Annotated in this window: 15 protein-coding genes; 8 read left to right on the top strand and 7 right to left on the bottom strand. The window is 53.5% G+C overall.

Translation table 11 applies throughout. From position 1 onward, the window contains the following. Positions 1-68: 68 nt before the first annotated feature. The 3 genes from LOC67_RS02810 to LOC67_RS02820 form a co-directional block, all read right to left on the bottom strand. Positions 69-2,573 carry a secretin N-terminal domain-containing protein gene (locus LOC67_RS02810; RefSeq protein WP_230260991.1) on the bottom strand — a complete coding sequence of 835 codons (2,505 nt, stop codon included), beginning with the start codon at positions 2,571-2,573 and terminating at the stop codon, positions 69-71. 405 nt (positions 2,574-2,978) lie between these two features. Further along, positions 2,979-10,610, bottom strand: coding sequence for a tetratricopeptide repeat protein (locus LOC67_RS02815; RefSeq protein WP_230260992.1), 7,632 nt, complete (start codon positions 10,608-10,610; stop codon positions 2,979-2,981). A gap of 262 nt (positions 10,611-10,872) precedes the next feature. Then, the gene (locus tag LOC67_RS02820) at positions 10,873-11,367 is read right to left on the bottom strand and encodes a DUF4870 domain-containing protein (RefSeq protein WP_230260993.1); all 495 of its coding nucleotides are present in this window, start codon (positions 11,365-11,367) and stop codon (positions 10,873-10,875) included. A gap of 271 nt (positions 11,368-11,638) precedes the next feature. Between LOC67_RS02820 and LOC67_RS02825 the strand changes: the two genes are divergently transcribed. The 3 genes from LOC67_RS02825 (at position 11,639) to LOC67_RS02835 (ending at position 13,686) form a co-directional block, all read left to right on the top strand. Further along, a complete protein-coding gene (locus tag LOC67_RS02825) occupies positions 11,639-11,902 on the top strand; it encodes an RNA-binding S4 domain-containing protein (protein ID WP_410001109.1) in 264 nt (87 codons plus the stop codon). A 188-nt stretch (positions 11,903-12,090) separates the two neighbouring features. Continuing rightward, entirely contained in the window at positions 12,091-12,621 is a 531-nt protein-coding gene (gene infC / locus LOC67_RS02830; protein ID WP_230260994.1) for a translation initiation factor IF-3, read from the top strand. A gap of 258 nt (positions 12,622-12,879) precedes the next feature. Then, positions 12,880-13,686: a Nif3-like dinuclear metal center hexameric protein gene (locus LOC67_RS02835; RefSeq protein ID WP_230260995.1), complete on the top strand. Its 807-nt coding sequence runs from the start codon at positions 12,880-12,882 to the stop codon at positions 13,684-13,686. Between the two features lie 97 nt (positions 13,687-13,783). Here LOC67_RS02835 and lepA read toward each other — a convergent pair whose 3' ends face one another. Further along, complete coding sequence (gene lepA, locus LOC67_RS02840) at positions 13,784-15,586, bottom strand: translation elongation factor 4 (RefSeq protein ID WP_230260996.1); 1,803 nt, start codon at positions 15,584-15,586, stop codon at positions 13,784-13,786. Further along, on the bottom strand, positions 15,583-16,761 hold the full coding sequence (locus LOC67_RS02845; protein WP_230260997.1) for an ROK family protein: 1,179 nt from the start codon (positions 16,759-16,761) through the stop codon (positions 15,583-15,585). Before LOC67_RS02845 ends, lepA begins: the two co-directional genes overlap by 4 nt. 246 nt (positions 16,762-17,007) lie before the next feature. Here LOC67_RS02845 and LOC67_RS02850 point away from each other — a divergent pair, with 246 nt between their 5' ends. Next, on the top strand, positions 17,008-18,303 hold the full coding sequence (locus tag LOC67_RS02850; RefSeq protein ID WP_230260998.1) for a glycosyltransferase family 4 protein: 1,296 nt from the start codon (positions 17,008-17,010) through the stop codon (positions 18,301-18,303). A gap of 166 nt (positions 18,304-18,469) precedes the next feature. Here LOC67_RS02850 and LOC67_RS02855 read toward each other — a convergent pair whose 3' ends face one another. After that, a complete protein-coding gene (locus LOC67_RS02855; RefSeq protein WP_230260999.1) occupies positions 18,470-19,195 on the bottom strand; it encodes a class I SAM-dependent methyltransferase in 726 nt (241 codons plus the stop codon). 53 nt (positions 19,196-19,248) lie between these two features. Then, complete coding sequence (locus LOC67_RS02860; RefSeq protein ID WP_230261000.1) at positions 19,249-20,397, bottom strand: glycosyltransferase family 4 protein; 1,149 nt, start codon at positions 20,395-20,397, stop codon at positions 19,249-19,251. Between the two features lie 402 nt (positions 20,398-20,799). Between LOC67_RS02860 and LOC67_RS02865 the strand changes: the two genes are divergently transcribed. From LOC67_RS02865 to LOC67_RS02880, 4 genes are read left to right on the top strand one after another with little or no spacing between them, the layout of a single operon-like run. Continuing rightward, the gene (locus tag LOC67_RS02865; RefSeq protein WP_230261001.1) at positions 20,800-21,108 is read left to right on the top strand and encodes a hypothetical protein; all 309 of its coding nucleotides are present in this window, start codon (positions 20,800-20,802) and stop codon (positions 21,106-21,108) included. Next, positions 21,105-23,330: a hypothetical protein gene (locus tag LOC67_RS02870; protein ID WP_230261002.1), complete on the top strand. Its 2,226-nt coding sequence runs from the start codon at positions 21,105-21,107 to the stop codon at positions 23,328-23,330. Before LOC67_RS02865 ends, LOC67_RS02870 begins: the two co-directional genes overlap by 4 nt. 11 nt (positions 23,331-23,341) lie before the next feature. Next, positions 23,342-24,289 (top strand): ATP-binding cassette domain-containing protein, encoded by a 948-nt coding sequence (locus LOC67_RS02875; RefSeq protein ID WP_410001117.1) that lies wholly within the window; start codon positions 23,342-23,344, stop codon positions 24,287-24,289. Then, positions 24,286-25,950, top strand: a complete 1,665-nt coding sequence (locus tag LOC67_RS02880; RefSeq protein ID WP_230261004.1) for an ABC transporter permease — start codon at positions 24,286-24,288, stop codon at positions 25,948-25,950. Before LOC67_RS02875 ends, LOC67_RS02880 begins: the two co-directional genes overlap by 4 nt. The last annotated feature ends 195 nt before the right edge of the window (positions 25,951-26,145 follow it).

Raw genomic sequence — 26,145 nt, forward strand, 5'->3', positions numbered from 1 at the left:
ACAACGCAGAAAAGAAAAGGCAATCGACCGATTAGGATTGATTTAAATGGCGATGGATCCCGCCGCTTCTATTGCAGAATTGGCAGCGGGTCTGAATCCGGGTAAATCAATTGTGGGGCCGATTGCAGCGGGGCATCAATGACGACGCTTTCATCATACACCGACTCGCGGCGATACGTCGGACGCAGTCCCGAAGCAGCCCCATTGGGGAGTTGGCAAGCTTGCGTGGAGGTTTCGCCAGTGACTAGCATCGGTGCACTGGATGGGAAATCCGCTGGAAGTTGTGCGTCTTGAGTCTGCAGATCGGAGATGAATTTCAAGTCGCGAAATTGGCTGTCGCGAAGGATGCGTGGCCGAATGAATAGAAAAAACGACGTGGTCGATTGTTCTTCGGTTCGCAGGCTGGTGAGTTCGCGCACGATTGGCACCTTTTCCAGCCATGGTACGCCGGTCTGGGTGTCTGCTTGGCTGGTGCGTTTTAGTCCGCCGACGATCACGGTTTTACTGTTGGGGATCGTGACCACGCTGCCAACACGATCGATTTGTCGTGGCGGGGGAAGGTTGTTGGATCCAGATCCGATGAACGTGCTGAATTCAACGTCGAATTCCAATTGAAGGTGGTCATCTTCATTGATGTGCGGCGTGACCTGAATTGTCGTGCCCGCTTCTTGGTTTCCACCGAGTCCGGTCAGTGTTGTCGTTTCGCCCTGGCTGAATGCTTGGAAAGGGATGCTGGAAATACTATTGATCACTCCGGTTTGGTTATCATTCACCAAAACGCGAGGTGAGGAGAGAACTTTACCACGCGTGTGGCGACTGACCGCTTGGACGATGACGTCAGCAACATCGGGGTCGACTAAGACTCCGTTAAAGCCAAGTGACGGATTGACGGTCAATTGTCCTGTTGTCGGATCAACTTCGCTTAATCCAAAGGACGTGAACTCGAACAACCGTTTCGCACCGCTGCGATCACCGGAACTGATTTCGACACCCAAGGAAAAGTTATCACTGGTGTCGATCGCGATAATGTCCGCTTCGATCAAAACCTGGGGTCGCCGTTGATCCAAAGAACGAATCAGTTTTTCGTATAAGGCTTGCACATTCGCGGGGGCAAAAACGATCAAACTGTTGGTCGCCACATCCGCCGAAACGCGGGCACCACCAGGAAGCATCGCAACCGATCCGGCAGTCGATCCCCCAAATCCGGACGCCATTCCGCCCATCGTTGCCAGGGCGGCGTTTTGGTTGATTCCACGGTTGGGGGCAAGGTTGCCAGAAAGGTTCTGGCCAACAACGCCAAATTGGCCCCCGCCTAGAGCGCCATTGACTTGCTGATTTGCCGATCCCGAACCCGGGTATAGATTCGTATTTGCTGCCGGGTTCCCCGACATGCCAGCGACGCCGGCCGTTGGCATAACGGCTTGGTTCATCGTGCCAAAAGCGCCAAACGCTCCGCCGAAGCCTCCGGCATTTTGGACCCCAGGCGATTGGCCGATACCGGCTGCCTGTTGCAACGCCAGCAGCGAATACAAAACTTCGATCGCCGTCGCATTTTTCAGTTTGTAAAACCGAATCGGACTCTCTTGGGCATCGATCGGTTTATCCAATTCTTTCAGCAGCGTTTCGATTTGCTGATGGACCACCGCACCGGCTTGGACGACAAGCAAATTACCTTCTTCGTCGACGGTCGTTTCGATCGAGGAACTGTCTCTTTTGGCCGTCGTGGTTTCGCGGTCTACAAACCCCTGGACCAAGCGGTCCAGTCTGGCTGCACTGATGTTTTCGAGACGATAAACGCGAGTCAAGAACTCGGTCCCAGAATCGAGACGTTCTAAAAGCTTGATTGCAGACGACACGAGTTCCTTTGGACCGGCAACAACGATTCGTTGTCCCGTTTTGTCAATCAGCAACTTGGGTTTGCCCGACGCCGTTTGGTTGCGGCCAGCATCGACCGAGCGGATCGATTCGAATTGTTCGATCAGCATCGCTGGTGGGCGACGGCGAGTTTGGTAAAACTCGATCACCCCTTGTTCATCCGCGCGGTCAATCATCTCAAGCAATTCGGCAATCATTTTCACGTCTGCCGCATACCCGGTGACGATCATCAATCTCTGTTCGGGCAACGCTAAAATGTTGGACCCTGTGCGTGTCAGGAACGCTTTCAGGGACGTCGATGCGACCGTAATATCGATAAACCGAACCGGTAGAACCTGAGTCACGGCGGCCGCAGGACCATTGCGGCGTGAGACTTCGGCGGCGTTTCCGGCTGGAGCTTGACTGACGATGTCGGCTATGTCGACAACACGTTTCCAGCCCGGCACATCGCTATCAACGATTGCCAAGTTGGCTTCGCGAAGCAGGCTGCCTAGCAATGTTGGAAGAACTTTTTTGGGAAGCTTCGCCGGTGTGTAAACGGTAACGTCACGACGGGCGATGTCGGTTCCGTGCAGAAATCGAACATCGAGTTCTTGGCTCATCAAGTCCAGCAAGGTCGTGACCTTGACCGTGCCAGACAGATTCAATTCGACGATCGCATCGCCATCGATTTCATCGGCCAGCGACTGCGCAGACACGACACCTGAATTGCTAGCTGGTATCACGATCAGCAGGGGAAGTACCAGCAGCAAGCAGCAAACATGTCCTACGCCTGTTGTAAAAGGCGAAAACTTCGTTTGGTTTATTCTGCTAGCAAATCCATGCACGACGTCGATCTTCGGGGGCTGGAGAGACGCTAGGTTCTGATCACTGATTAACGAGAAGCACCGCATCGCGTGTTTGGCGTATCCGAACGCTGAACGGCTTATCCCGTCAAAGGACGGTTCGCGATGCAATCCAGGTGATTAGGGAAACCTCCGTCTGGCGTCAATTCAAGCTGGGAAAGAATGAACTTGAAATGCCCTTAAATCTCCATTTCGCGTGAATTCCATTCGGGGCAATTGCTGACGCAGGTTCGATCAGATGCGACTCCGCGACGATCGTCAGAAGCCAAAGCTCTTGAAAAACGACTCAACCTGGGATTCGAGTTGTTGCGAAAACGTTTTTTCGTCTTTGACTTCGACTGCGGTCGTGAATAGACGCTGTTCGATGCGTCGCGCGATTTCGCGATGTCGGCCGAGAGTGTACTGATCAGACGCGATCAGTTTTTGCGTTCGAGTTAGCAACTGCGATGCGGCTTGGACGTCTTCTTTCGCGTAGCGATCGGCTTGGTTGACGATCGGCCATAGCGTACGCATGCAGAGGTCCACCCGATCACTTTTTTGGTACGACTCCATTTGCATTTGCTGGGTGATGCTAACTGACCCTGTCTGGGTCGCCACGACTTCGGAATCAACGGAAGGAAGTTGTGCGTCAACCGCTTTGGCGAATTCATCGATCGCTTGATGCTGGAGCTTTTCGTCTTTGGAGACAAATGCCAGATCCATAACAATCGAAGCTAAGGTTGGTTCCGGGAGTGCAGACGTTCTTCTTGACTGAACTTCTTCGATCATTTGTGCGGTTGTGCCTGCCATATCGGACAGTCTTGCCATCGCAATTGAAGCGGATTGAATGGTCCAGTTGGTGCGGTTGTTGTAGTTGTCATAATTTCGGTTCGATGCGATCCGTTTCGGAAATGCATTGGTCTCAAGCAAAGAGTTTTCGGGAACCGTGATCGCCAACAATGTTTCGGCGAGTTCTGCCGCTAGTTCCGCATCGACTTCGTGTTCTTCGGAACCTGCAGGTTCCACTTTTGTGAACAAGGTGAGGTCTTCGGTGTCAAATGCCGAGGACCAATTTTTGATGATTTCGTGAACCTTGACCGCGAACTGATCGCGTTCCGAATCGGCATTTGTGTTGTTGTAGGATTGTGATCGGTTTTGTGAGATCGCAAACGGGTCCCGATCGCTCGTCATTAACGTGATGGGCAATCCATGTTGGAGGCCAATGCGAAGCGCTTTTGCCGAAGATGCGTACTTACCACGTTTGGCAAACGAATTTGCCAATCCCAAGCAGAATTGAACTTCTTCACTGTTTAGCTTCGATTGTGCGCTGGAATTTTTCTCGAGCAACTCCAGGGCTTCCAGCATCTTTTCATCAGTGCCGACGCCGAGTGCCATCACGGCCAGTTCCAAAGAACGGTCTCCGGTAAGGCTGGCAATCATCCCGAGGCGTTCGGACAAACGCTCCGTAACGGAAGCTGCGTCTGGGTGGTCAGAGACTTTTGCAGCCAGCATGGGGACCAGCAAGTCGTTGAAACTGTCGATTGATTTGAACTCGCCTTTTTCGACTGCTGCAGACAATGATTTTTCGTCAGGGATCGCGTTGACGAGTTTGTCTAGCGGTTCGGAGATGGTGACTTCGATCGAGGGTTCCAAAGCAAGCACCAGCTGAAGTGCAGCGAGTGAGATTACATCTGGCGAGTCGGCGAGAGCCGTTTGTAGTGACTTCATGATGAGTTCAATGGTCGCTCTTCCTTCGTCCGAAGAACGAGCCTGTTGCAGTGCCAAAATCAAGCTTGGGAGATCATCGTTTTGCCGAGCACCGGCAGGCTTGATGTCCATTAAACGGAAGTCAGCGATCTTGTCACTTTCAAGCAAACGTTGGTTGATGACTTTCAGGTAATCAACGGCCGCTTCGCTGTTGATCGCTTCTTTCGCTTTGTCGCTGGCTTTGGTGAATTGCTCAAGTGTGTTGCTTGAACCGCCCCATCGTCTGGCTCGTTCGAACTTGTCAGGTGCCGAGATGACGCCTTGATAAACCACATACGCATCGATTGGGAAATCGTACTTGGCAAGCATGTCAGCCACTTGCTTGATCTCGTTGAGCTCTTGGTAGTCTCCATAGCCGGGGTTGTGGACATTGTCTTCGGAGTGGTCAATTCTTGCAAAAGCCCGCAACATGGTGTCTCGTGCTTCTGAACGCAGTCCTTCTTCATTGAGATGATAAATCAGTCTCGCTTCGGGAGAGTACCGGATCGCGGTACGCAAGGAACCCGGATCGGACGACGCGGCTCTATAGATGGATAGCAACAGTTCGGTTTTATCGTCGATCGCATACTCGTCATCTTCTAGCATCAGGCCCACTTGCCAGATTAATGACACGGATACCTTTTTGACCGTTTGGTCAAACTCTTCGTTGAACAGCGTTGTAATCGTTTTGTATGAATCTTCTCGCGATTGTTCATCCGAAAGGTTGATCAATGCCAGGACGAGTTTCCCCGTTTGCCCCTGAGTTTCCGGATTCGAGCTGATTGCCGCTTGAGCACTTTCGATCATCAACTGCCGATAGTTTTTATTTCGCTCCAAAATTGGTAACAGCTGGTCTAAGCCACCTTTTGCCTTACCGTCAGACATGTAACTTCGGATTTGCCAAAATTGAGCATCTTTGGAAAAGGCTTGCTCACCGCTTGCGGAATCCATGATCGCCTTATCGACCTCAGGAAGTTTCTCCCTTTCACTTGCCGGGATCTGTTGGCAGATCGAGAATAAGTAGTTGTCGATATCTGAGCGTGTAATCATGCGACGGATGAACTTGCGTTTTTGGTCGCTATAAATATTGGTCTTATTGCGTCCCATTCGTATCAATTCGTCGATACGATACGAGGGAATCGAACGGGGATCCATTTTGTTGAGGATCTCGTATGCAAAATCTGTGTCGGTCAGCTGCCGCGCCGGTGTGTACATGTCATAAAAACGGCTACTGAATTGGCTTGGATCTTTTTCGTAGGCCAACAAATAGTTGCGTACTGCTTCCTTCTCGTTGCCAGCTTGTTTGAATGCAGCAGCACGAGCGAGCAACTGTGTTGGCAGCGCTCGGTCGTCGCTCTTCGTGATGTTTTTCGCTAGCTCATCAGCTTTCGCTTTCTGTCCCGCGGCTGTGTAGAGTTCCATCAACTCGGTATTGGCGGCGACGGAGTTGGGAGCCAGCTTGACGCGGCGTTCGGCGCGTTCGATCAATTGGTCAAGTTTCTCGGCCGAACGCAGGATCGAGACGACTTGTCGGCGATAGTAGTCGGCGTTGCTTGTGCCTGATCGCCCGCTATTGAGACGCTGCAGCACCGAGTAGGCGACTTCGGCAGCTGCTTCTTTGTCACCGCTGCTTAAAAAGGCATTGGCGATTTGGATTTCGGTTCGTTCATCTTTCCTTTTACCACCACGCAGACGTTGCATCATGGCTTTGGATTGTTCCTGCATCCCCAACTGTCGCATTTGTTCGGCGAGTGCCAATTGAGTCATTGTGTCGATTCGCAAGCCAAAGAGTCGTTCCGCCGCTGTACGGGCCCGATCGGCGTCTCCGATACGAGACGCTAGGTTCATCGCGGCCATTTCCTTTCGAACCAGCATGGCACTGTCGAGCGGTTCAAAAGAGTCGAGTTTTTCCAACGCGATTTTGGGGCGTGCGACTTCGCTGGCCAGCCTGGCCTGTTCGATTTTTAAATCGATGTCTTCTGGGAAATCATTGCAGAGCTGGTTGATCCGCTGGTAGCAACCCAGTGCGTCCTCGTTCCACCAGTGTGCATAGGCGGCCAGGACGCGGCGAGTTTTCTGCTCGCGATCGGTTGCGCCGTCAACAGGTTCGTCCAGCCAAGCGACGATCTCATCAGTCATGTTGAAGGTCGCGTTGCCGGAGTTATTGCCTGTCTTGCCGGGTAGGAATGTGCTCAGTTCCGTGATGGCCTGCTGTGGAATCAAGTCAGACGAAAGCGGGCATTTGATGGTGACGTTGTAATAGCCCCCGTTTGAGCTTCGAACATAAGTCGTCGCGGTACCGTCGGTTAGCTTGCTGCGCCCCGACGTCGATGAGGATGGCGAATTGCAGGCTTCGGAAATACATGCGTCAAACAGCTCACGCTTGTGTTTTTCGTAGATCTCCGATTCAACATTGTTTCCATGCCGCAGCGTGCCAGTCAGGCCTTGAAGGCTTGATCCGCTATACTTACCGACCAGTTCGTCGTTGCGAGCCGCTGGAAGAAGTCGCGGGATGAGTGCTTCGGACTCTTCTTGCCGACTGAGTGATGCGTAAAACTTGACCGCGTTCAAGATTTCAACCATCGAGGCATCAGCCGATGGATCAGTTAGTGCATACTCAGCAGCTTTATTGGGTTCGTTGCGTAATTCGAATTGGTTGGCAAGAACCAATTTGTATTCGGCAACCGTTTGCCATGTTGTATTCGTACGAGTGCTTTTGTCGGCTTCGTCTGCAGAGATCGCCTGCTGGTACTGCTGCTTGACCAAGTTCAACTGCTTGTCTGTGAAGACTTGCTTTTTTGGTGATCGACGGTATTCGGAAAACAACATGCTTCGAAGAAGATGGTCCGCACCGGTTGGGTCCAGTTCCGCCAATCGCCAGGTGTATTCTCGCTGTTGATCTTTGTATTCCTGGCTAACAAATTGCTGGAATCGTTGCTTCGTGAAATTTTCGAGGCAGGTCATGATCGCACGATGTTCCCAGATCGTACTCGCGTCATCGATATCCGATGGCTGGGGGATCGCGTACTTGGACTCTAGCAGTTCAAGGATCTGTTTATTGGCATCTGGTTCGGGTTTCTGTTTGTAGATCGCGACGAACTCGAGCGTCGCAGCGATCACCTTGGCGTGTCCAAAATTCAGCGCTTCGCTAATCCGTTCTGCATACGTCGAATAGGAAGAGTTCCGATAACTGCCTAGCCGATATTTACGTGCAAAGGTGTAGTTGTGGCTGTACCAGCGCGTCGGAGGGATTGCGGCGGCAGAAGCATTCGATCTTGAACCGGTGGTTTGTCGTGCCATCGTGGGCGCTTTGGTGTCCACCGGAATCTGCATCTGCCGAACTTCATTAATTAACTCGATGACGCGATCGAAGGTTTGGGACATCGCCTCTTCTTCGGAGATTTCACCGTCTTCGTTTGCCGGCAGCGGCGAATCGATCAACAGTTGTGCGAGAGCCAGTTTGACATCCCAAAGCGTTGGGTCTTGTTTGATCGCAGCCTTGCAAATCGCGATCGCAGTCTCGGTATCGGATCGGCGAACGGAACCGCGAATCATGTTGCCCAAACGTCCCGGATCGGTCGCCAGTGAGATGCGATCGGTCAGTGCGGTCTCGATATCGATTAGACCGGCGTCGAGTTGTAATTGCACAAGCTTAAAGCGGTTTTCGGGAGTGTCTTCAAGCCCAGTAATCCGCTGTTGGTATTCCGCCGCGTCGGTGACTTCTGAAGCAAGGTCGCATACCCGAACCATATTTTCCAACAGCGGAACATCGCGTGGTGCGTTCGCTACAGCCGGGTCGAGAACTTTGATGGCCGAGCCGTAGTCTTCGATCGATTCGTAAGCCGCGGCGGTTAGTAGGGTGATCGAACGCTCATCGACGTCATCATTTCGCATCTCTTCGATACGACGAATCAATTCATCGACTTCGGTTTTGCGATCGTAAAGCGGCGCGAGTGCCTGGATGATCGGCAGTTGTTCGTCCAGTTTGCTGGTATAGCGGATCGCTTGCCAATAAACTTCGATTGCTTCGTCGGTTCGGTAGCGATCGGCAAACGCCGATGCCAACATTCGCCGGCTTAGGTTGTCCCGTGGCGCAATTGTCATCGCTTTACGCAGCGCCGTAATGGCGGTGTCGTCACGTCCCATCCGGAATGCATGACGGGCGAGGAATTGATACGACTCAGCACTCGCCGGATTGGTCTTGATCAATTCGTTGCACGTTTCGATCGCTTGATCGACCTGTCCCAAACGCATTTGCAGTTCGGCAACACGCTGAAGGTGATTGGACCGAAATCGGGTGTCGACTTTTGCGAGGTGTTTGAACTTTTCGGCTGCATCGCCGATTCGGTTTTGACGTTCGGCGATTTCCGCAGCGATCAGTAAGATGTCGATCGAATCGGGCGATTGTTGTAAAGCTTTGTCGATCGCCGCGTAGGCTTCGGTCAAGTCGCCCGCAGCAGCATGCAGCATCGCCAGGATACGTTGGTTTTCTGCGCTCGGATCGTTCGCTTTGCGTTTGTTGATTTCGTCGGTCAGAGTGCCCGCGGCCGCGTAGGTGCTGATCTGATCTCGAAGCAGTTGCTCTTTTTCATCGGGCGTTTCGGCAAGTTCGGCCGCATGTTGCAAGCGGGCGAAAGCTTCATCGAACTTTTCGGATTCACGAAGCAGTTTCGTGAACCGCAACTCTTGATCGAACGTCAAGTCATATTCGGATGCATCGCTCCAGGCTTGCAGTGCCCGATCGGTTTCTTTGAAGGTTTGATAGATTTCTGCCAATCGCACCAGCGAACCTGCATCGCGACGGTCGTCACTGGCGATGGATTCCCACATCTGAAATGCGTCGGACTTGCGATCGAGCTGAAAGAAATACTCGCCAAGGTATTCACGGTACTGCGGCGATGATTCATCAGCAGTGATTGCTTTTTGGTAAAGTTCGATCGCTCGATCGGTTTGGTCGATCGAACGCATGGCATCGGCGATTTGTGACAGCGTCACGGCGTCTTTGGATCGTTCATCGGCCAATCGCATCCAGATTTCCGCTGCCGCCTGGTTCCGCTCGATGACAGGTCGTTCGCTATCCTCAAGCAGCACTTTTCCCCAACGCAGCAGGTAGTCGGGGTTTCCCGGATCGAGTTCGTTCAGCTTGGCGTATTGCTGGGCCGCCGCAGCCATCTCACCTTGGTTTCGCAGAACGTCGATCAGCGTTAGACGCACGTCGGTGTTGTCGGGGGCTTTCGCAAGGGCCGATCGCAGCGTTTCTTCCGCATCATCGAGCCGTCTTGAGGTGATGTAGATTCTGCCTAGCCGGATTTGCAGTTCTAGATTGTCAGGAGTCTCCGCAAGTTTGTTCTCGTAATACGTTGCTAGAGCGTCGTAGTCACCAGACTTTAAAAAGCCTTCTTCGATGCGTTGGCGAACATTGTTGTAAAGCCAGCTGCCTGGACGCAGGCGTTTCTGAATCGCCTCTAGGTCGGCCGTGCTTTCCTCGGGGTTGCCGAGTTGCCGTTTCATCTCTGCAGCTTGAATGGCAAACGCGACTTGTTGTTTGGCTTGTCGAGCTGTCTTGGCTAGCGTTTGGTATCGATCGAGTGCCGACTGGTAGTCGCCTTCTTCGGAAAGCGTGCGGGCGATTTGCCCACCGACTTTTAAATCGCCGGGGAACAGTTTTTCGAGTTTCTCCCACACCAGTAAAGCTTTTTCGCTTTGGCCGGCGCGTCCATACAGTCGTCCCAAATCGGTAAAGATCGGCAACGCTTCGTTGCGTGCAGGCTGGCGCTCGATGGCGCGTTCGAAAGCGGCAGCGGCGTCTTCGATTCGTCCAACCGCTAGCAAGCTTTTACCCAGCTGATAACTGACGATGGCATCATCGCTCAGCAGCGCTTCAGCTTTTTCGAATGCTTGTACCGCCAGGCCCGCTTGACCACGTTGCTGTTGCAGCAGTCCCAGGATCATCAATTTCGCACCGGAGTCGGGTGTGTTCTCGTCGACATTCAGCGATGCAAGTAGCTCATCGAGTGTACCGTTTTGAACATGATGCCCGTAAACGCGATCGAGCGCCGTCCCGGGTCGAGGACGACGTTCTAAAACTGACATGAAGCGAGCGACCAATTCAGCTTGCCGCTCGTCATCGGAAGATGACGCAGGCGTTTGTCCCGACGCGGTCATTGGCTTCAATAAAGAAGCAGGGCTACCCAAAAGGGTCGCTGAAAGAATCGCGATCGACGCCGAGCGAGATCTCGGCCCAAGAAGAAGAAACCTTCTTGCGTGCATATCAGTTTCCTGAAGATATGTAGACGGTTGGTCGGTTTCCCCAGTATGGCGGGGAGGGGACATCAGACGCAAACAAAATTTAGACAAGAAGGCTATGGTTTTGTCGCCGTCGGTTTTGCCACGACTTCGGCCGAGTGTTTCGGTTTGTTAGCCGAGATTAATCTTCATCGAAGAAGCGTATCGCCAACGGATACGACCAAAGCGTGTCGTTGTTGCATTTGATTGCGGCGATGATCGGGAACAGAATTCCGAGCACCGCAATGACTGGGATCAACAGGAACCCCACCAGGAACATGCAAAGGATGCCAATCACCAAACCGTAGATCAGCTCGCTGATCAGCCAGTTCATCATCCGATTGCCGTGGCGTCGAACTAAGTCAGATTCCTCTTTACCCAGAATCCACATGCCGATCGGAACCACGACGCCCAACATCGAAAGGACTAGCAACTGTGAAAGATGCATCAGCGTACAGAACGTCTTCTCGTCGATCCCCAAGACCAAGCCGTCGCCCTGATGCAGCGATCCCGAACCATAGGGGTTATGTGTCTGGCCGCCGAGTACTTTTCGTTTCGCTTCATCAAATTCCGCTTCCGTCAGGCTACCCTGGTCACGGAGCTGTTGAAGTCGGTCGAGTTCGTCTGTAATAGTCATTTTAAAGCTCCTGCGCTCTCTGCTCCTGCAACTGGGGCAGGGCGAAACGTTTTTATAAGGACTCACGGTGGAGTCCATCGCTCCTATCCCTGCTTATCAATGCACAATTTGGGCCGGTCTTAGGCGCGGCACAGAGGGTCCGGAGTCGGCAGAATCGCTGCGTTTGCCGATTGCTCCAAAACCGTTTCCCACTGATAATTGGCGGACAGTCGCTGGTTTGAAGCGACTTTTTAGCGGCAAGTGTGTCGCAGCGAGAACAGCCCGAGCCAAGATGCCTGAACACCACGAACAGAATTCTCTTTCCAGCGAAGACGGAAATGCGTCAAATCCCCCGCTGATGATGCGACTTGACGATGTGCTCAAACGCGCCGGGTGGGTCGGAACAGGTGGACAGGCGAAGATCTGGATTCAGGACGGAGAGGTTACGGTCAATGGAATCGTCGAAACCCGACGTCGAAAGCAGATTTTCCTTGGTGACACCGTCCAAGCGATGGGTGAAAGCCTGATTTTGGATGCCACGTTTTTTGATAGTTAGGCGAATTCTAGGGGATTCAAGCGATTTCACTGTTGACGCTCGCCGATCAACCATCGGATACTTGTCCCTTCGAGAGGTCTACTGTCGGACCAACCGACGCTCTCGACCGGTCGTTGAAGCCACAACGCACTGGATTAACGATTTCAAAAATGTCCGGATTGCCAGCCGGCAGGAGAAGAACGTCTTAAGTGGCATTGGCACGAAGAAACAACCAGCCAGACAACCGCGACACGGTACGCATCAATTCAAATATACGAATCAGTCCCGTCCGGGTTGTAAGTGAAACAGGGGAGCAACTTGGAGTCATTTCGACCGACGAGGCGCTCGACCGAGCGCGCGACGTAGGTCTGGACCTTGTCGAAGTCGCACCAAACGAACGTCCCCCGGTTTGCCGAATCATGGATTACGGCAAATACAAGTACGACAAGAATAAAAAGACGAACCGCAACCAAAGTCATACCAAGACGAAAGAAATTCGGTTGCGTCCTAAAACCGGCGATGAAGATATTCGGACCAAGATCCGTCGCGCCGAGAAGTTTCTCCAGCACAAAGACAAAGTGCAGGTCAGTGTCTTGTTCCGCGGTCGTGAGATGGCTCACATCGAAGAAGGCCGAAAGGTCATGGAACAAGTGATCGAGTTGCTCGAAGAGGTCGGTAAAGTCGAAACCGCACCGCAGCAACACGGCAAACGCATGATCTGTATGATCGCTCCGCGTTAGTCTTCATCGGCTGCCGCCTAAACAGCGTGCCTCGTCAATCTGAGGCACTTTTGGGTTCGGTGGTGAAGCGCTTCGCTTCTAAGCGATCATCAATGTTCTTTTGACGCAGTTGGCCAGCGACTCTTTTCGGCATCGTCTGGTCAGCGACCGCTGTCGGTTCGGATATGACGCGTGCCATGTGCTCGACATGCGCCGCAGAGGGGCTCGTCGCGATGTCTGGGCTCAGCAATTCAGCCTCGACTCGTGAACAGTCTTCTCATGGCGATTAATCTCAACACACTTTGTGGCACGCTCGCCCAAATCGCTCCGCTCTCTTTGGCGGAATCCTGGGACAATGTCGGTCTGTTGCTCGGTGATCGCGCAACAGAAGTCAGTCGCGTGATGACTTGCCTGACGGTGACGCCCGCGGTTGTCGACGAAGCCCTTGAGTCAAATGTCGATCTGGTTGTCGCGCATCACCCGTTGCCCTTCCGACCGCTCGCGAAGATCACGGCCGATTCGATCACCGGAAGCATGCTCTTGCGGCTGATTCAGTCTTCGGTGGCTGTTTACAGCGCTCATACCGCGTTCGATTCTGCGGCCACGGGAATCAATCAAACCTGGTCGGAGCTATTGCAGTTCACGTCGGTCAGTCCGATCGTTGATCCAGAAGGCAGCGCAGAGCTGGGGGCAGGTCGTTTGGGAAAGTTGCCCTCGCCGAGAACGCCAGCCGATGTGATTACGGACTGTGCCCGTCATGTCGGTGTATCAAATCCACGAGTTGTCGGTCCGCTTGATGGATTGATCGAGCGCGTGGGGTTTGCTTGTGGCAGTGGCGGTTCGTTTGTCGCGAAGGCTCATCGACGCGGGTGTCAGCTGTTGATCACCGGAGAGGCAACCTTTCACCAGTGTTTAGAAGCCGAGTCACTGGGGATGACGCTAGCGCTGCTGGGGCACTACTACAGCGAGCGATTCGCGATGGAGCAGCTGGCCGAGCGATTGGCGGAACAGTTCAGCGAGCTGGAGGTTTGGGCGAGTCGAAAAGAGTCCGACCCGATCCAAACCATGCAATTGGATGTCGGGTAGGTGTCGCGAGCACGGCTACCCAAATCCGCCCTTGATGCGTGCGAAAAGCCGGCGTTCGCGATAAGCCAACTCAAGGGCGGTGAAGCGTCACTCGTTATCAGCCGCCTTCGGCTTCGCTAAGAACGGCCATGAAGGCTTTTTGGCTGATCTCGACATTGCCAACCGCCTTCATCCGTTTCTTGCCTTCTTTCTGCTTTTGCAGCAGCTTTCGCTTTCGCGTGATGTCACCACCGTAGCATTTGGCGGTAACGTTCTTTCGCATAGCGGGGACGGTTTCACGGGCGATCACACGGCTTCCGATCGAAGCTTGCACGGCGACTTCGAACATGTGGCGGTCGATTTCGCTTTTCAGCTTTTTCGCAACCGCGCGTCCTCGGCGATCGGCATCGCCTCGGTTGCAGACGATGCTAAGAGCGTCGACGCGGTTTCCGTTAACCAGAAAGTCTAGTCGCACCAAGTCGGCTTGTTCGTAACCGACCATCTCGTAATCCAGAGTGCCGTAGCCTTTGGTGCAGCTTTTGATTTTATCGTGCAAGTCATAGACGACTTCCGCGAGTGGGATGTCGTAGGTCAGCATCGCGCGTTGTGCACCGAGGTGTTCCTGTGACTTTTGGATGCCGCGTCGTTCGTGAACCAGCTTCATGACCGGGCCGATGAACTCGCTTGGCACGATAATGTTGCAGCGAACGATCGGCTGGCGAAACTCTTCGATATCGCCTGGGTCGGGGACGTCCTGCGGCTTGTGAATCGTCATCGTCTCGCCACGCTTGTTGACGATTTCGTAGGTCACGTTCGGTGCCGTTTGTACCAAGTCGACATCGGACTCGTTTTCCAAGCGCTGCTGGACGATTTCCATGTGCAGCAGACCCAGGAAGCCGCAGCGGAAGCCGAATCCCAGCGCGTCGCTGGTTTCGGGTTCGAACTCAAAGCTGGGGTCGTTAACGGCAAGGCGTTCGAGCGCGTCTCGCAGATCAGAAAAGTTTTGTCCGTCGCTCGGGAACAGGCCGCAGTAAACCATGCGTTTGGGGCGAGCGTAGCCAGCGAGGGCCGGTGCCGGCTTGTCGCCAGGGATGCTGACCGTATCACCGATGTGAACATCGCCCAGGCTTTTGATGTTGCAAATCATGTAGCCCACTTGCCCGGCCGACAGTTCAGGTGTCGAGGTGCGCTGCGGGGTAAATTGTCCGACGTCAACGACGTCATGGACGGTACCGGCGCGAAGGAAGCGGATCTTTTGGCCTTTGCGAACCGTGCCTTGCATGACTCGGACGTAAGTGATCGCTCCGCGATAGTCGTCGTAGTTGGAATCGAACACCATCGCTTGCAGCACCGCATCGGGATCACCGGTCGGTGGCGGCACGTGTTCGATGATGGCGTTGACCAGGCCGCCGACGCCCTGACCTGTTTTCGCGCTAACGCGGACGCATTCGTCGGGGTCGGTTCCGAGGGAGTTCATCATCTCCTCGGCGACTTCATCGGGGCGTGCGTGGGTGAGGTCGATCTTGTTGATCACGGGGATGATCTTTAGATCGTGTTCCATCGCCGCATAGGCATTGGCAACCGTTTGTGCCTCGACGCCTTGGAATGCATCGACCAAAAGCAGGGCACCTTCGCAACATGCCAGTGACCGCGAGACTTCGTATTGGAAGTCAACGTGCCCAGGCGTGTCGATCAGGTTCAGTTCGAACTCTTCTTTTCCGCGTTTGAATTTCATCACCACCGCGCGGGCTTTGATGGTGATACCACGCTGACGTTCCAGTTCCAGGTCGTCGAGCAGCTGCTCTTTCATTTCGCGAGAGCTGACCGTTCCGGTTTCTTCCAGCAATCGATCGGCAAGCGTGCTTTTGCCGTGGTCGATGTGTGCAATGATGCAAAAGTTTCGAATTTGTTTTTTGGTCATGTCGGTTTCGCGTGTTGTTTTCGGGCATACCCGGCCAATCCCAGGTAACCCGCGGCCGCACCGAGCGTCGCGAACGCGATCGATGTGCCTTCAAATACATTCGGAAATGTGCGCTGTTGGAATTCGGCTATTATCCCAGAAAGGAACCGTCTGCCGATGGGGCATTCCTCGCCGCCGAAATTCATCGCCCCGCCGAGCGTGACGACCCCCGGATCGAGGGCATGAACGAGCGAAGTGACGCCGATTCCCAGCCATTTTGCGGTTTCGTCAACTATTTCCAATGCTAGGGCGTCGCCTTCGTTTTTGGCAGCCTCGTAAACCTTCTTAGCGGTTAATTCGTTGTTGGCACCACCGAGCACCCCGCTTAATGAGCTTGTCGCTCCCTCCTGTAGGCGTTCGCGGGTGCGGTCCACGACTGCACTGGCACTGGCATAGGCTTCCAATTGTCCTCTACCGCCGCCCCAAACGCAAAGGCGTGCTTTGTCAGAAGGGTCGATCAAAATGTGTCCACATTCGCTCCCAAAGCTGTTGACGCCGTTGACCAGTTCCCCATCGACAATAATGCCACCGCCGACTCCGGTTCCCAGGGTCAGCAGGATCATCGAATCGCTACCCTGGCCCGTTCCGATCCAAAATTCCCCGTATGCAGCCGCATTGGCGTCATTAAGAAACGAAACTGGCCGTCCGGTTAGGTCGCTGATCGCTTTGACGATGTTAAATCCCCACCAGGAAGGCAGTTGTGGTGGGGCAACCAGCAGTCCTTTGGGGAGGTCCATCGGGCCGGGAGCACCCAGGCCGATATGAGGAACCTGTCCGGTAATACCCAGGTCGGTCTCGATCTGGCTGACGACTTCGCCGACGCGTTTGACAGCCGCTTCGGGCCCTTCGCTTTCAAGTGTCGGAATCGATTTAAATGCGACCGTGTATCCTGCCGAATCGACAAGACCCAGTTTGATGCCCGTTCCGCCAATGTCGATTCCCCAATAATAAGGGCCTGTCGCTTGCGTCACCGGGATGATTTCAGCGAACTTACTTGGATGCGATGTTTCAGAAACAGACATGGAACTGACTAGGTGGTGGTTAGGGCCTGACAACAAAGACGCGTCAATGACGCGATGTGGTCGGGGCGGCAACTTCGGTGTTAGCAATTCTGCCGGGTTTCGAGCGTGTTTCATGCTGCAGATCGAATGACTGCGAAAAATCAGCTCGGGGTGTCGGCAGGGCGGTGTCTCCGGCAAGGCGGGATGCCTCGAACGGGAGTCATGGTGTTGGTGCTGAGGAGAGGGTTCCCACAACCAGCGCGGAGTATAGAAGCGTGTTCTGGAGCTCACAACGAGCTTTTTTCTCTAACCATTGAGCTGTTCACCTAGGGCGAATCCACTGGCATTTCATTTCACACTATCAACAAACCCAACCAAAATATGAAGGTCGTGTACCTCACCGCCGGTGCCGCAGGGATGTTTTGTGGCAGCTGTATGCACGACAATGCTCTCGCAAGGGCATTGCATCGCGACGGCATCGAATGCCTTTTGCAACCGGTCTACACCCCCATTCGGACCGATGAAGTCAGCATTGCCGGTCCGAAGGTCTTTCTCGGTGGGATTCATGTCTACCTACTGCAGAAGATGCCCTGGTTACGATGGTTGCCCAGGCCGCTGCGAAGTCTGCTCGATTCACCAAAGCTGATTAATTGGGCAACTCGAAGAGCCAGTTCGACGGACCCTGCGTCGCTGGGAGAACTTGCTATCTCGATCCTCAAAGGCGAAGACGGGTATCAGGCCGAAGAGTTTGAGCGACTTTGTGATTGGTTGGCGAATGAAATCAAGCCAGATGCAATTGTGCTGACAAATTTGCTGATCGGTGGCGGGTTGCCGATGTTTCGCAAACGGATGCCGAACACACGTTTGATTGTGATGCTGCAAGGCGATGACATTTTTCTTGACCATCTCCCCGAAGCTCATCGTAACGAAGCGATTCGGCTCTGCAGCGAACTGGTTTCACACGTCGATTACTTTTGCGTTAACAGTCGCTTTTATGGCGACAAAATGTCGGCGCTGTTGGAGATCCCGGATTCCAAGCTGCGGATACAACCTCTTTCGATCGACCTGAGACCCTATCAGCAATCGCCGTCGGATCAGTCAAGTGAAGCACCGCCATCGAAGGACGAGTTTCGTTTGGCGTACTTGGCAAGGATCGCCCCCGAGAAAGGCTTGCATCGTCTTGTTGAGGCCTTTGAGAAGATTGCACCGCAATGTCAGAACGTTACTTTGCATGCGGCAGGTTGGCTCGGTGAAGCCAATAAGCCGTACCTGCAAACGATTCGCGATCGGATCGAAAAGGCTGGACTCAGTGATCGGTTTACCTACCACGGAAGTCCTGACCTTAGCGAGAAGGTTTCGTTCCTTCGGCAAGCCGATCTGCTATGCGTCCCCACGGAATACGAAGATCCCAAAGGCCTATTTGTTTTAGAGGCACTTGCCGCCGGTACCCCCGTGGTGATGCCTGAGCATGGCGCGTTCGGCGAACTGGTTCGATCAACTGGCGGTGGTGTTTTGGTTCCACCAGACAGCATCGACGCGTTAGCAGACGCGATTGTTGAACTTGTCAATCAACCTGAACGGCGGACACAGTTGGCGACCGAAGGTAATCAAGGTCTTCGCGCGAAGCATACGATTGAAGCCGCAGCGAAATCACTTGTCGAACTGTGTCGTTCTTAAGGCTGCGATGCAGCGAGCGAACAGGCAGTTGATTTTCAATTGTCGCCCATTGCTCCGTGATGGTAGCGTTCTCTCCCGCTTGCATCTGGTCGTCCTAGGCACTTTGTGAGAGATCAAATTTGCAATCAACAGGTCGCTCGAATGCCTGGACGTTGCTGCTGGACAGCTAAGCGGCTTTTGTAGCAGCGACAGCGCGATGAAAGTCTTGGTCCAGGAACGACTCACGTCGTCGAAATAGATTCAGCATCTTGGAGCGATAGTTTCGCATCACAAATTTGGCCCAAGCCGGACGGACTTCTGATTGTGTCAGCAGGTGCAGGCCTTTGTAAGAAACCAATTTTCGGTCGTAGCGTTCGGCAATGACTTTCAAGGCACGCTTTGACCAGAGACTGATATGCTGGCCGCCGTCGAGAACGTAGTACCACCACTGATTGGGTTGAGGTGTCGGTTCCGGCAGCGGTTCGGTTGAAATCAGCCAATCGCTTGCCAAGCGATCCAAGATCGCAAGTTCGCGATGGGGATCGGAAAAGTGTTCGAAGACTTCAAAGGCGGTCAAGAAATCGAATTTCGTGGATGGTTCTTCAACTTGGAACCCTTGCGCGAACAGGTTTTGGCAAAAGGGATCGTGATGTCGAAAATCGTGGCCTCGGTCACGCATCATGCGTGTCAGCATGCCATAGCCACCACCGTAATCGACACAGGTTTTGACATCGGGAAGCACGTGTCGCAATAGTCGATCGGTGGCTGTCGAAAAACGTTCATTGCGTGAGATCAGTCCGATGTCGGTCGAAACGATCGCGTCGCTATACGCCTCGTCTAGCCAATACGGGGTTTCCGTTTGGACAAAGCCACATTCACCGCATCGGAAATACTCGATCGTGTACTTTGACATGATCGTCGCATGGGCAAACGGGTCGCTTGTAGCGTTGCAGATCCAACAATCGGTCACGAGATCGAACAGGCGGAGGCAAAGGGGCGTCGGGATTGTTTTTCGAGCGAGACTTCGACATAGACCTCAGCCATCCGTTCTGCGGTCGCTTGCCAACGGAACGTTGACGCACGGTCTTTGGCCGATTGGACGACGCTATCACGGTTTGGCAGGCCGTCTTCCAGTGATGCCAGCATCATTTCCGCCACCGTATCAACATCGTCAGGGTCGAAGTAGTAACCGTCGTCACCGACGACTTCATGCATGACCGGCAAGTCGCTGACCAAAACCGGCGTGCCGGCACACATCGCTTCGAGCGAAGGTAGGCCAAAGCCTTCTGCTTTTGAGGGAAAAATGAATGACTTTGCGTGCTCGTATAGCCCACGCAAAACCTCGTCGCTCGCGTTGGGCAACAGCACGGTTGATGAATCGTCGGCAAATCCCAATGCGGTTGCTTCGCGTCGCTTCATCGGCGGGCCAACGATCGCCAGCTTGGCATCTTTCGGGCGACGTCCATTCAGCTTTTTCCAAGCTTCCCAGACGACTTGGAAATTCTTGTAGTTGTTGCGTCGGCCGACGAACAGCACGTAAGGAGATTTCGCCAGAGTGCTTGGGATTGGCGCGGGATTTACGTTTTCCAGGGATGTTCCCAAGGGAACGACCGATGCCTTGTGTCGGGCTTCAGGAAAACGTTCACACAGTTCGTTGAAGGTCGAATGCGAGATACATGCCAAGTGATCTGCCAACCGAATGGCTTCATTCTTCATCGCGACATGCTTACCGCTCGGGTCAAGCGATGGGTAAGCTTCGTGAATGAAGTCCAGCACAGTGACGACCAGTGGGCGTTTTCCATGAACGATCGGCCGCCGGCACAGCCCACCATAATACGTCCAGTGTTCAATGTCGGTTTCGATTGAGTCAAATCGTTGGATGATCTGACGTTGCAGCCGGTCACGAGTCCACTTGCGAAGCCAAGAAACCGGCGGTTCGGTTTGGACCGAAACGTACCGCAACGATGGGTTGTCCAGACGCGACTGCTCGTTCGGCGGTCCGACAACAATGGGTTCGAACGTTTCAGGTAAGTGGCGAATGAGTTCAGAAAAGTAGCGGGCAACGCCGCCACAGCGAAGGATCTGAAATATCGCTCCTTCGTACAGAATTCTCATTCGATGGGTCTCTCTACAAATTGGTGGTGGCAATGCAGCGATTGCGGTCGATCGTGGACAAGCATCAGATATCGTGCGCCAGTCCAATCTTTAGCAGAACTTGTGATTTTGTGTGAAGAGAGCTTTTGATTGAATTGCATGCAATTTGAATTTCCGTGTGCGCCGCATTTGATTGCAAACAGAAGATGGTGCAAAACGCTGTTCTTATAGGGCGGGACATGTTTCAGCGGACTTGATTCCGGCGTGCGCGACACGCGAGCGAACGGCATTGGTGTACCGCGCTGGCGTGTAAATCTCGCGCCTGCAATTCCCAGCAATTCCGCCTCTGCTCAGGTGATGTGATCCCCGTGTTGCTGTCAAATTGCTAAATTGGGTGGTGTCACTTTTTTATGATGAAGACGAATGGACAATAAGAACGCCGAACCTTGGCTGCCTCGAATCTCATTACGACTGCTGATCGGCGTTGTTACCATTTCCGCCGTTTCGATGGCGGTCATTCAGCAGGCTTTGATGACGAATGCCAAGTGGGCAGTTCTCGCTTCAGCGGCGGTGATCAGCTTGCTGCTGCCTTTTGTCTTGTACATCGCCAGTTTTAGCTTGGCAAATCTGTTTTCGTCTGTGGGTGCTTTGGCTGCGAGACAGTCCGAAGAACGTCGAATTCATACGGCGACGGAAACCATGCCAGACGCATTTGCGGAGACGGAGGCATGATGAGTTTCCGCGTCGTGAAGCTTCAAGCAATCTTTCTGGTCGCTGTCCTGTTATCAGTGGCGGGTGTCGCCAAAGCCGCAGACCAAATCATCGGGCTCGCTCCGGATGATCCAAAGGCTGAGGGGTTTCAGCTGATCGTCTATAGCGAAGAGCTTCGCCAGGATGGGTTCCAGCCGGTCGCCCTCAACTTCACTTCGATGGGGACCACGTTTACACGTCAAAGGAACTTTCGTGTTTTGCTGCGCCCGCGTACGAGCTTTCAAACGCGGATGGATTATCAGTATGCGGTTGATGTGACCGTTCCCGAGGGAGTGCGTTCGCATCGTGTACCGGTTGAATTGCCGAGCTACTACCACTGGGAGTCGATGGCGGTCGTTGTCGAAGAAAACGGTCGCCGAATCGGTCGCAATGCCACTCACACATCCATTCCACCCGGTGCCCAAGGCTTTGGCCAGAAAATATCCATCGGGATCATCGTTCCCAAGGATGCTCTAAAGAGTTCCGGTGACTGGCAAAAGCTACCTGACATGCGAGCCATCACGACGGTGCTTGGTGAAGATGCGTTGCCATCCGATGGTGACGCCGCACGTTTAAATGGCAAGCAAGCGGCCAACTTTATCAAACAGCATGACTCAGGCTGGGTGCGGTGTCGTGTTCAGGAAGAAGATGAGCTTCGCCCAACTTGGCTGAGCTACAGCCAGCTCGACATCATGATCGCACCCTATCCAGTGCTGCAACGATTAGAAAGCGAACGTCCTGCGGTCAGTGCCGCGATCCAAGAATGGGTGGCGACCGGTGGGCAACTTTGGACGTATGACTTACCAACCGATGGTGTTGCTTCCCAGAGTTGGCTTGCGGCAAAGCCGGTAAGGAATGCCATCACTTATGTCGAGGACGCAACGAAGAATATGGGCCTCGACGAGGCCAATATGCGTTCCGTGCCGGTCTATCAGAGTTACGGATCTCAGTTTTACTCGAACGACTATGTTGATGACCCCAACCGCAAGCGTGCGGACTACTTTAAAGACCTTGAAAAAGCACAGAGCCCGATGGTTGAAAAGCTGGATTCGGGGCGGATGCGAGATTTGCTCTCGGTCTTTCCGTACGGGCTTGGCCGGGTCGCGTTGATCGATGATCCCGATCCATTTCCCGGTTCGTTTCAACTTTGGCTTTCACTTCGCCAGATTGGACGCACTTGGCACGATCGGCAAGGTGTCAACATTTCTGACGGGAGCCAAAGTTATTGGCGGTGGTTGATCGGTACTGTCGGTCGTCCACCGGTCTCCGCGTTTGTGTTTCTGAACGCAGTCTTTGTGCTGGTCATGGGGCCTATTTTGTACTTCGTTTTGCGCCGTCGCGGAAAACTGTACTTGTTGTATTTTTTGGCACCGACCTTGGCTTTGTTGGTCACTAGCGGGCTGTTTTTGTACGCGTTTCTTTCGGATGGACTTTCTAATCGAGCCAAGGTTCGTCAGATCACTTGGGTTGATGCTCGGCATCCGGCTTCACAGCCTACTGCCGGTGCTCAAGCAGATTCAGAGAATCAATCACCATCAACCTACCCGACCGTTGATCAGCTTCGGCACACTTATTACACGGTTCTCGACGCCAAATCAGGCTTGCACTTTCCACTCGATTCAATGGTGTTGCCGGTCAGTAACTTCGAGCTGATTCGCGGGTATCGCTATGTTTCGGCGAACCATGAGTTCTCCGGTGACCATTTGATCGAGCAGTTGCCGGACTCACGTCGCTACTACGGTTCGTTCTTGGGAACTCGGACGCAAACTCAGTTTTTAGAGACTCGTTCGTCATTCCAGCCGCTACCAATTTTGATCGAAGACGATGGCGAACAGCCCAAGGTTTCCAATCGATCTGAATCGGCACTTGCCTCAGTGGCATATCATGATGACAAAGGCGGCTATTGGGTGGCTTATGACGTTGCCCCGGGGGCAACGGTTACGACAGAGCGAGCGGCAAACAACATCTTTAACACACTGCTGCAAAATCGAATCGAACCCCAAGCATCCGAAGTCCCCTCGCCGTATAGCAATTTGTTTTCTGCAGACGACCGATCGGAACTCGAGTCAATCGTGGCATCGTTAAATCGCCATTCACGATCGAGAGCCTTCATCGCGATCACCAAAGTGCCGGAAGAGAGTTTTGCGTTGCCGGACTGCGATCGAGAAGGTTGTTCGCGAATCATTGCGGGGGTATTGCCATGAATGCTGTCCCAATGACACCCTGGCAAGGTCCGATGATTGAGTTGCAGGAAGTGACGAAAATCTTCGGGACCACACGAGCGGTCGATAATGTTTCGTTCATGGTCCCTCGAGGAAGCGTGTTCGGTTACATCGGTCCCAACGGTGCCGGGAAGACGACTAGCATGCGAATCCTTTCGACGTTGGAATTGCCAACCAGTGGCGATGCCTTCATCGAAGGCCTCTCTTCAGTCAATGATCCTGACCGTGTTCGTCGTCGGCTGGGATTCATGCCCGATGCGTTCGGGACGTATGGCGATACCAACTGTGCCGAGTACCTAGATTTCTTTGCCCGATCGAACGGGTTGGTCGGACGAGAACGTACGAAACGGATTCGCTGGGTGATGGATTTTACCGGGATGCGTTCGATGGCCGAAAAGCCGATCACCGGCCTGAGCAAGGGGATGAGGCAGCGTCTGTGTTTAGGCCGCGCCCTGATTCATGATCCGTCGACGTTGATCTTGGACGAACCGGCAGCGGGCTTGGACCCACGTGCTCGCATCGAATTGCGGCAAATCATACGGACCTTGGCTGCCGACGGAAAAACAATCTTGATTAGCAGCCACATCCTCAGCGAACTCGCCGAGATGTGTGATCGCGTTGGGATCATTGAACGCGGGACTCTGCTCGCAAACGATACCGTTTCTGGACTAAAGGGGAAATCGAAGCCGCATCAAGATTTGATCATCGTTGTTGATGGTGATCTCGCCACAGCGACACAGATTCTTCAGCAGATCCCCAAGGTCACGAACGTCGAACGACGTGGCCAAGCAATCCATTTTCAGGCCGAGATCGGTGTTGATAATCGAGTCGCCATACTGCATCAGCTCAGTGATGCTCGAGTCCGAGTTTTAGAATATCGGCCCGTGGATGAGTCTCTCGAAGACTTGTTTTTGAAGGTCACCACGGGGCAAGTTCAATGAATCAAAACGATCAACCTGCCGCGACCACCGATGCTTCGATGACGCTTGGTGGAAAACAAGCGGCCGCCAGCGAAGTGAACCAACCTCCCTATCCCAGTTTGGCGTTGGATCCGAGCGGCGAAGGTATTTGGGGAGCCCTCGAACGTTTAAGCGATCGAGTTGTTTCGAAGCTGAATCCGATTCTTATCAAAGAAGCGCGTCAATCGCTGAAGAGTCGACAATTCTTGATCACGTTTTTTTGTCTGTTGGCAGCTTCGTGCGCATGGACCGTGATGGGAGTCGTCAGCTACGCACCGGATATCTACTACATGCCTAGCGGTGCCGACTTGTTGAGCGGCTACTACCTGATTCTGTCGGTTGCCATGTTCATCTTTGTTCCGTTGACGGCCTTCCGGTCCTTGGCTGCGGAGCTGGATGAGGGGACTTATGAAATGCTGGCGATCACTCGGCTTTCCGCCTGGAGAATCGTCAGTGGGAAAATGAATAGCGCATGCTTGCAGATGCTCATTTACTTTTCCGCGATCGTCCCATGCCTCGCCTTTTGCTATTTGTTGCGAGGGATCGGTTTGCCGACCATCATCTTCACGATCGTGATGCTATTGGTCACGACGTTGGTCTTAACCTCGTTCGGACTGGTGCTCTCGACGATCGCAACTGGCCGTACGCTGCAAACATTTTTGTTGGTCGGTTTGGTTGCCACGGTCGTGTTCGCCGAATTTGGGTTAAGCATCTTCATGATGGAAGAGGTGTTTGGTGAACGATTCGGAGGCACGCTGATAGGGTTCAGCCTAGTCTTCATCATGGCGCTGTCCTTTGTTGTGTTGTTCCTCTCGGCCGCGGCAGCCCGCATTGCACCGGTTACAGAAAATCGATCGACTCGTTTGCGCGCAATCATGTTAGGCCAGCAGGTTCTCTGGATCGTCATCATGGTCTATGCGACGTGGGAAACCGAGCAGATCGAATTCATCAACGTCGGCATGATGATGATGGCCGTTTATTGGTTTGTCTGCGGAACGCTGATCTGTGGCGAGACACGCGAATTAAGTCCACGTGTGTTGCGAGAGTGGCCTTCGACCTATGCCACAAAAATGTTGCTCAGTTGGTGGATGCCGGGACCGGGAACCGGTTTCATGTTTTGTATCTCGACAGCGTTGGCCGGAATGATCGCATTGGCGACGATGGGCACGTTCGCCTGGATTGGCGACTCTGGAGTCCGTTCCCGAGGAACGCCTCCCTTGTTTTTAGCGATGCTGTATTCTGGGTACCTGTTCGCGTACCTAGGGCTGGTACGTCTGATATCGATGCCAATGCTAAAACGCTGGGGACCGATGTTTATGCCACCATTAATCGTGGCGATCGTCATGGTGTTTATGGGCGTCTTGGCCCCTTGCGTGGTGGACGTTGTGTTCCAAGGGCGGGTATCGAACAACTATTCCGCAGTCCACGCATTCAACTGGATTTGGACTTGGGGGGAAACGTTTCGGAATCGCGGGCTTCAGCCGCCCGAGGCCATCATCATGATCTTCATTGTTGGTGTGATCATTTTGGTCGCCAACTTGGTTTTACTGTTCCGGGAATTCCAAATCCGTCGAGTCGCGGTGCCCGATCGAGTTCGGCAGGACAAAGAACAGCAAGCGAGTTCTGCTGCGGCGAATCATTAGCCTCGTCGTGTTTGGCCAGGCCTTCCATTTTTCTTTGGTACCGCTGCAGCACCAGCATCAGCCGCATCGCGCGAGCGTGCGGTTCACGGTGCTGATGTCAGCCGGACAGAAACCGCAGGCTGGCGCCAAGCGGCAGATGAGAGAGGCAGCTGCATGGTCTGGACAACGACCGTCAGTTGTCAATCAGCCACTGGC

The sequence above is a fragment of the Stieleria sp. JC731 genome, assembly GCF_020966635.1.
In the GTDB taxonomy this organism is placed as follows: Bacteria; Planctomycetota; Planctomycetia; order Pirellulales; family Pirellulaceae; genus Stieleria.

What these genes read in the sequence shown, in the direction of transcription:
- LOC67_RS02815 (WP_230260992.1), bottom strand. Translation starts at nt 10,610, where the DNA reads ATGACCGCGTCGGGACAAACGCCTGCGTCATCTTCCGATGACGAGCGG.
- LOC67_RS02820 (WP_230260993.1), bottom strand. Translation starts at nt 11,367, where the DNA reads ATGACTATTACAGACGAACTCGACCGACTTCAACAGCTCCGTGACCAG.
- LOC67_RS02825 (WP_410001109.1), top strand. Translation starts at nt 11,639, where the DNA reads ATGCCTGAACACCACGAACAGAATTCTCTTTCCAGCGAAGACGGAAAT.
- LOC67_RS02835 (WP_230260995.1), top strand. Translation starts at nt 12,880, where the DNA reads ATGGCGATTAATCTCAACACACTTTGTGGCACGCTCGCCCAAATCGCT.
- lepA (WP_230260996.1), bottom strand. Translation starts at nt 15,586, where the DNA reads ATGACCAAAAAACAAATTCGAAACTTTTGCATCATTGCACACATCGAC.
- LOC67_RS02845 (WP_230260997.1), bottom strand. Translation starts at nt 16,761, where the DNA reads ATGAAACACGCTCGAAACCCGGCAGAATTGCTAACACCGAAGTTGCCG.
- LOC67_RS02850 (WP_230260998.1), top strand. Translation starts at nt 17,008, where the DNA reads ATGAAGGTCGTGTACCTCACCGCCGGTGCCGCAGGGATGTTTTGTGGC.
- LOC67_RS02855 (WP_230260999.1), bottom strand. Translation starts at nt 19,195, where the DNA reads ATGTCAAAGTACACGATCGAGTATTTCCGATGCGGTGAATGTGGCTTT.
- LOC67_RS02860 (WP_230261000.1), bottom strand. Translation starts at nt 20,397, where the DNA reads ATGAGAATTCTGTACGAAGGAGCGATATTTCAGATCCTTCGCTGTGGC.
- LOC67_RS02865 (WP_230261001.1), top strand. Translation starts at nt 20,800, where the DNA reads ATGGACAATAAGAACGCCGAACCTTGGCTGCCTCGAATCTCATTACGA.
- LOC67_RS02870 (WP_230261002.1), top strand. Translation starts at nt 21,105, where the DNA reads ATGATGAGTTTCCGCGTCGTGAAGCTTCAAGCAATCTTTCTGGTCGCT.
- LOC67_RS02875 (WP_410001117.1), top strand. Translation starts at nt 23,342, where the DNA reads ATGACACCCTGGCAAGGTCCGATGATTGAGTTGCAGGAAGTGACGAAA.
- LOC67_RS02880 (WP_230261004.1), top strand. Translation starts at nt 24,286, where the DNA reads ATGAATCAAAACGATCAACCTGCCGCGACCACCGATGCTTCGATGACG.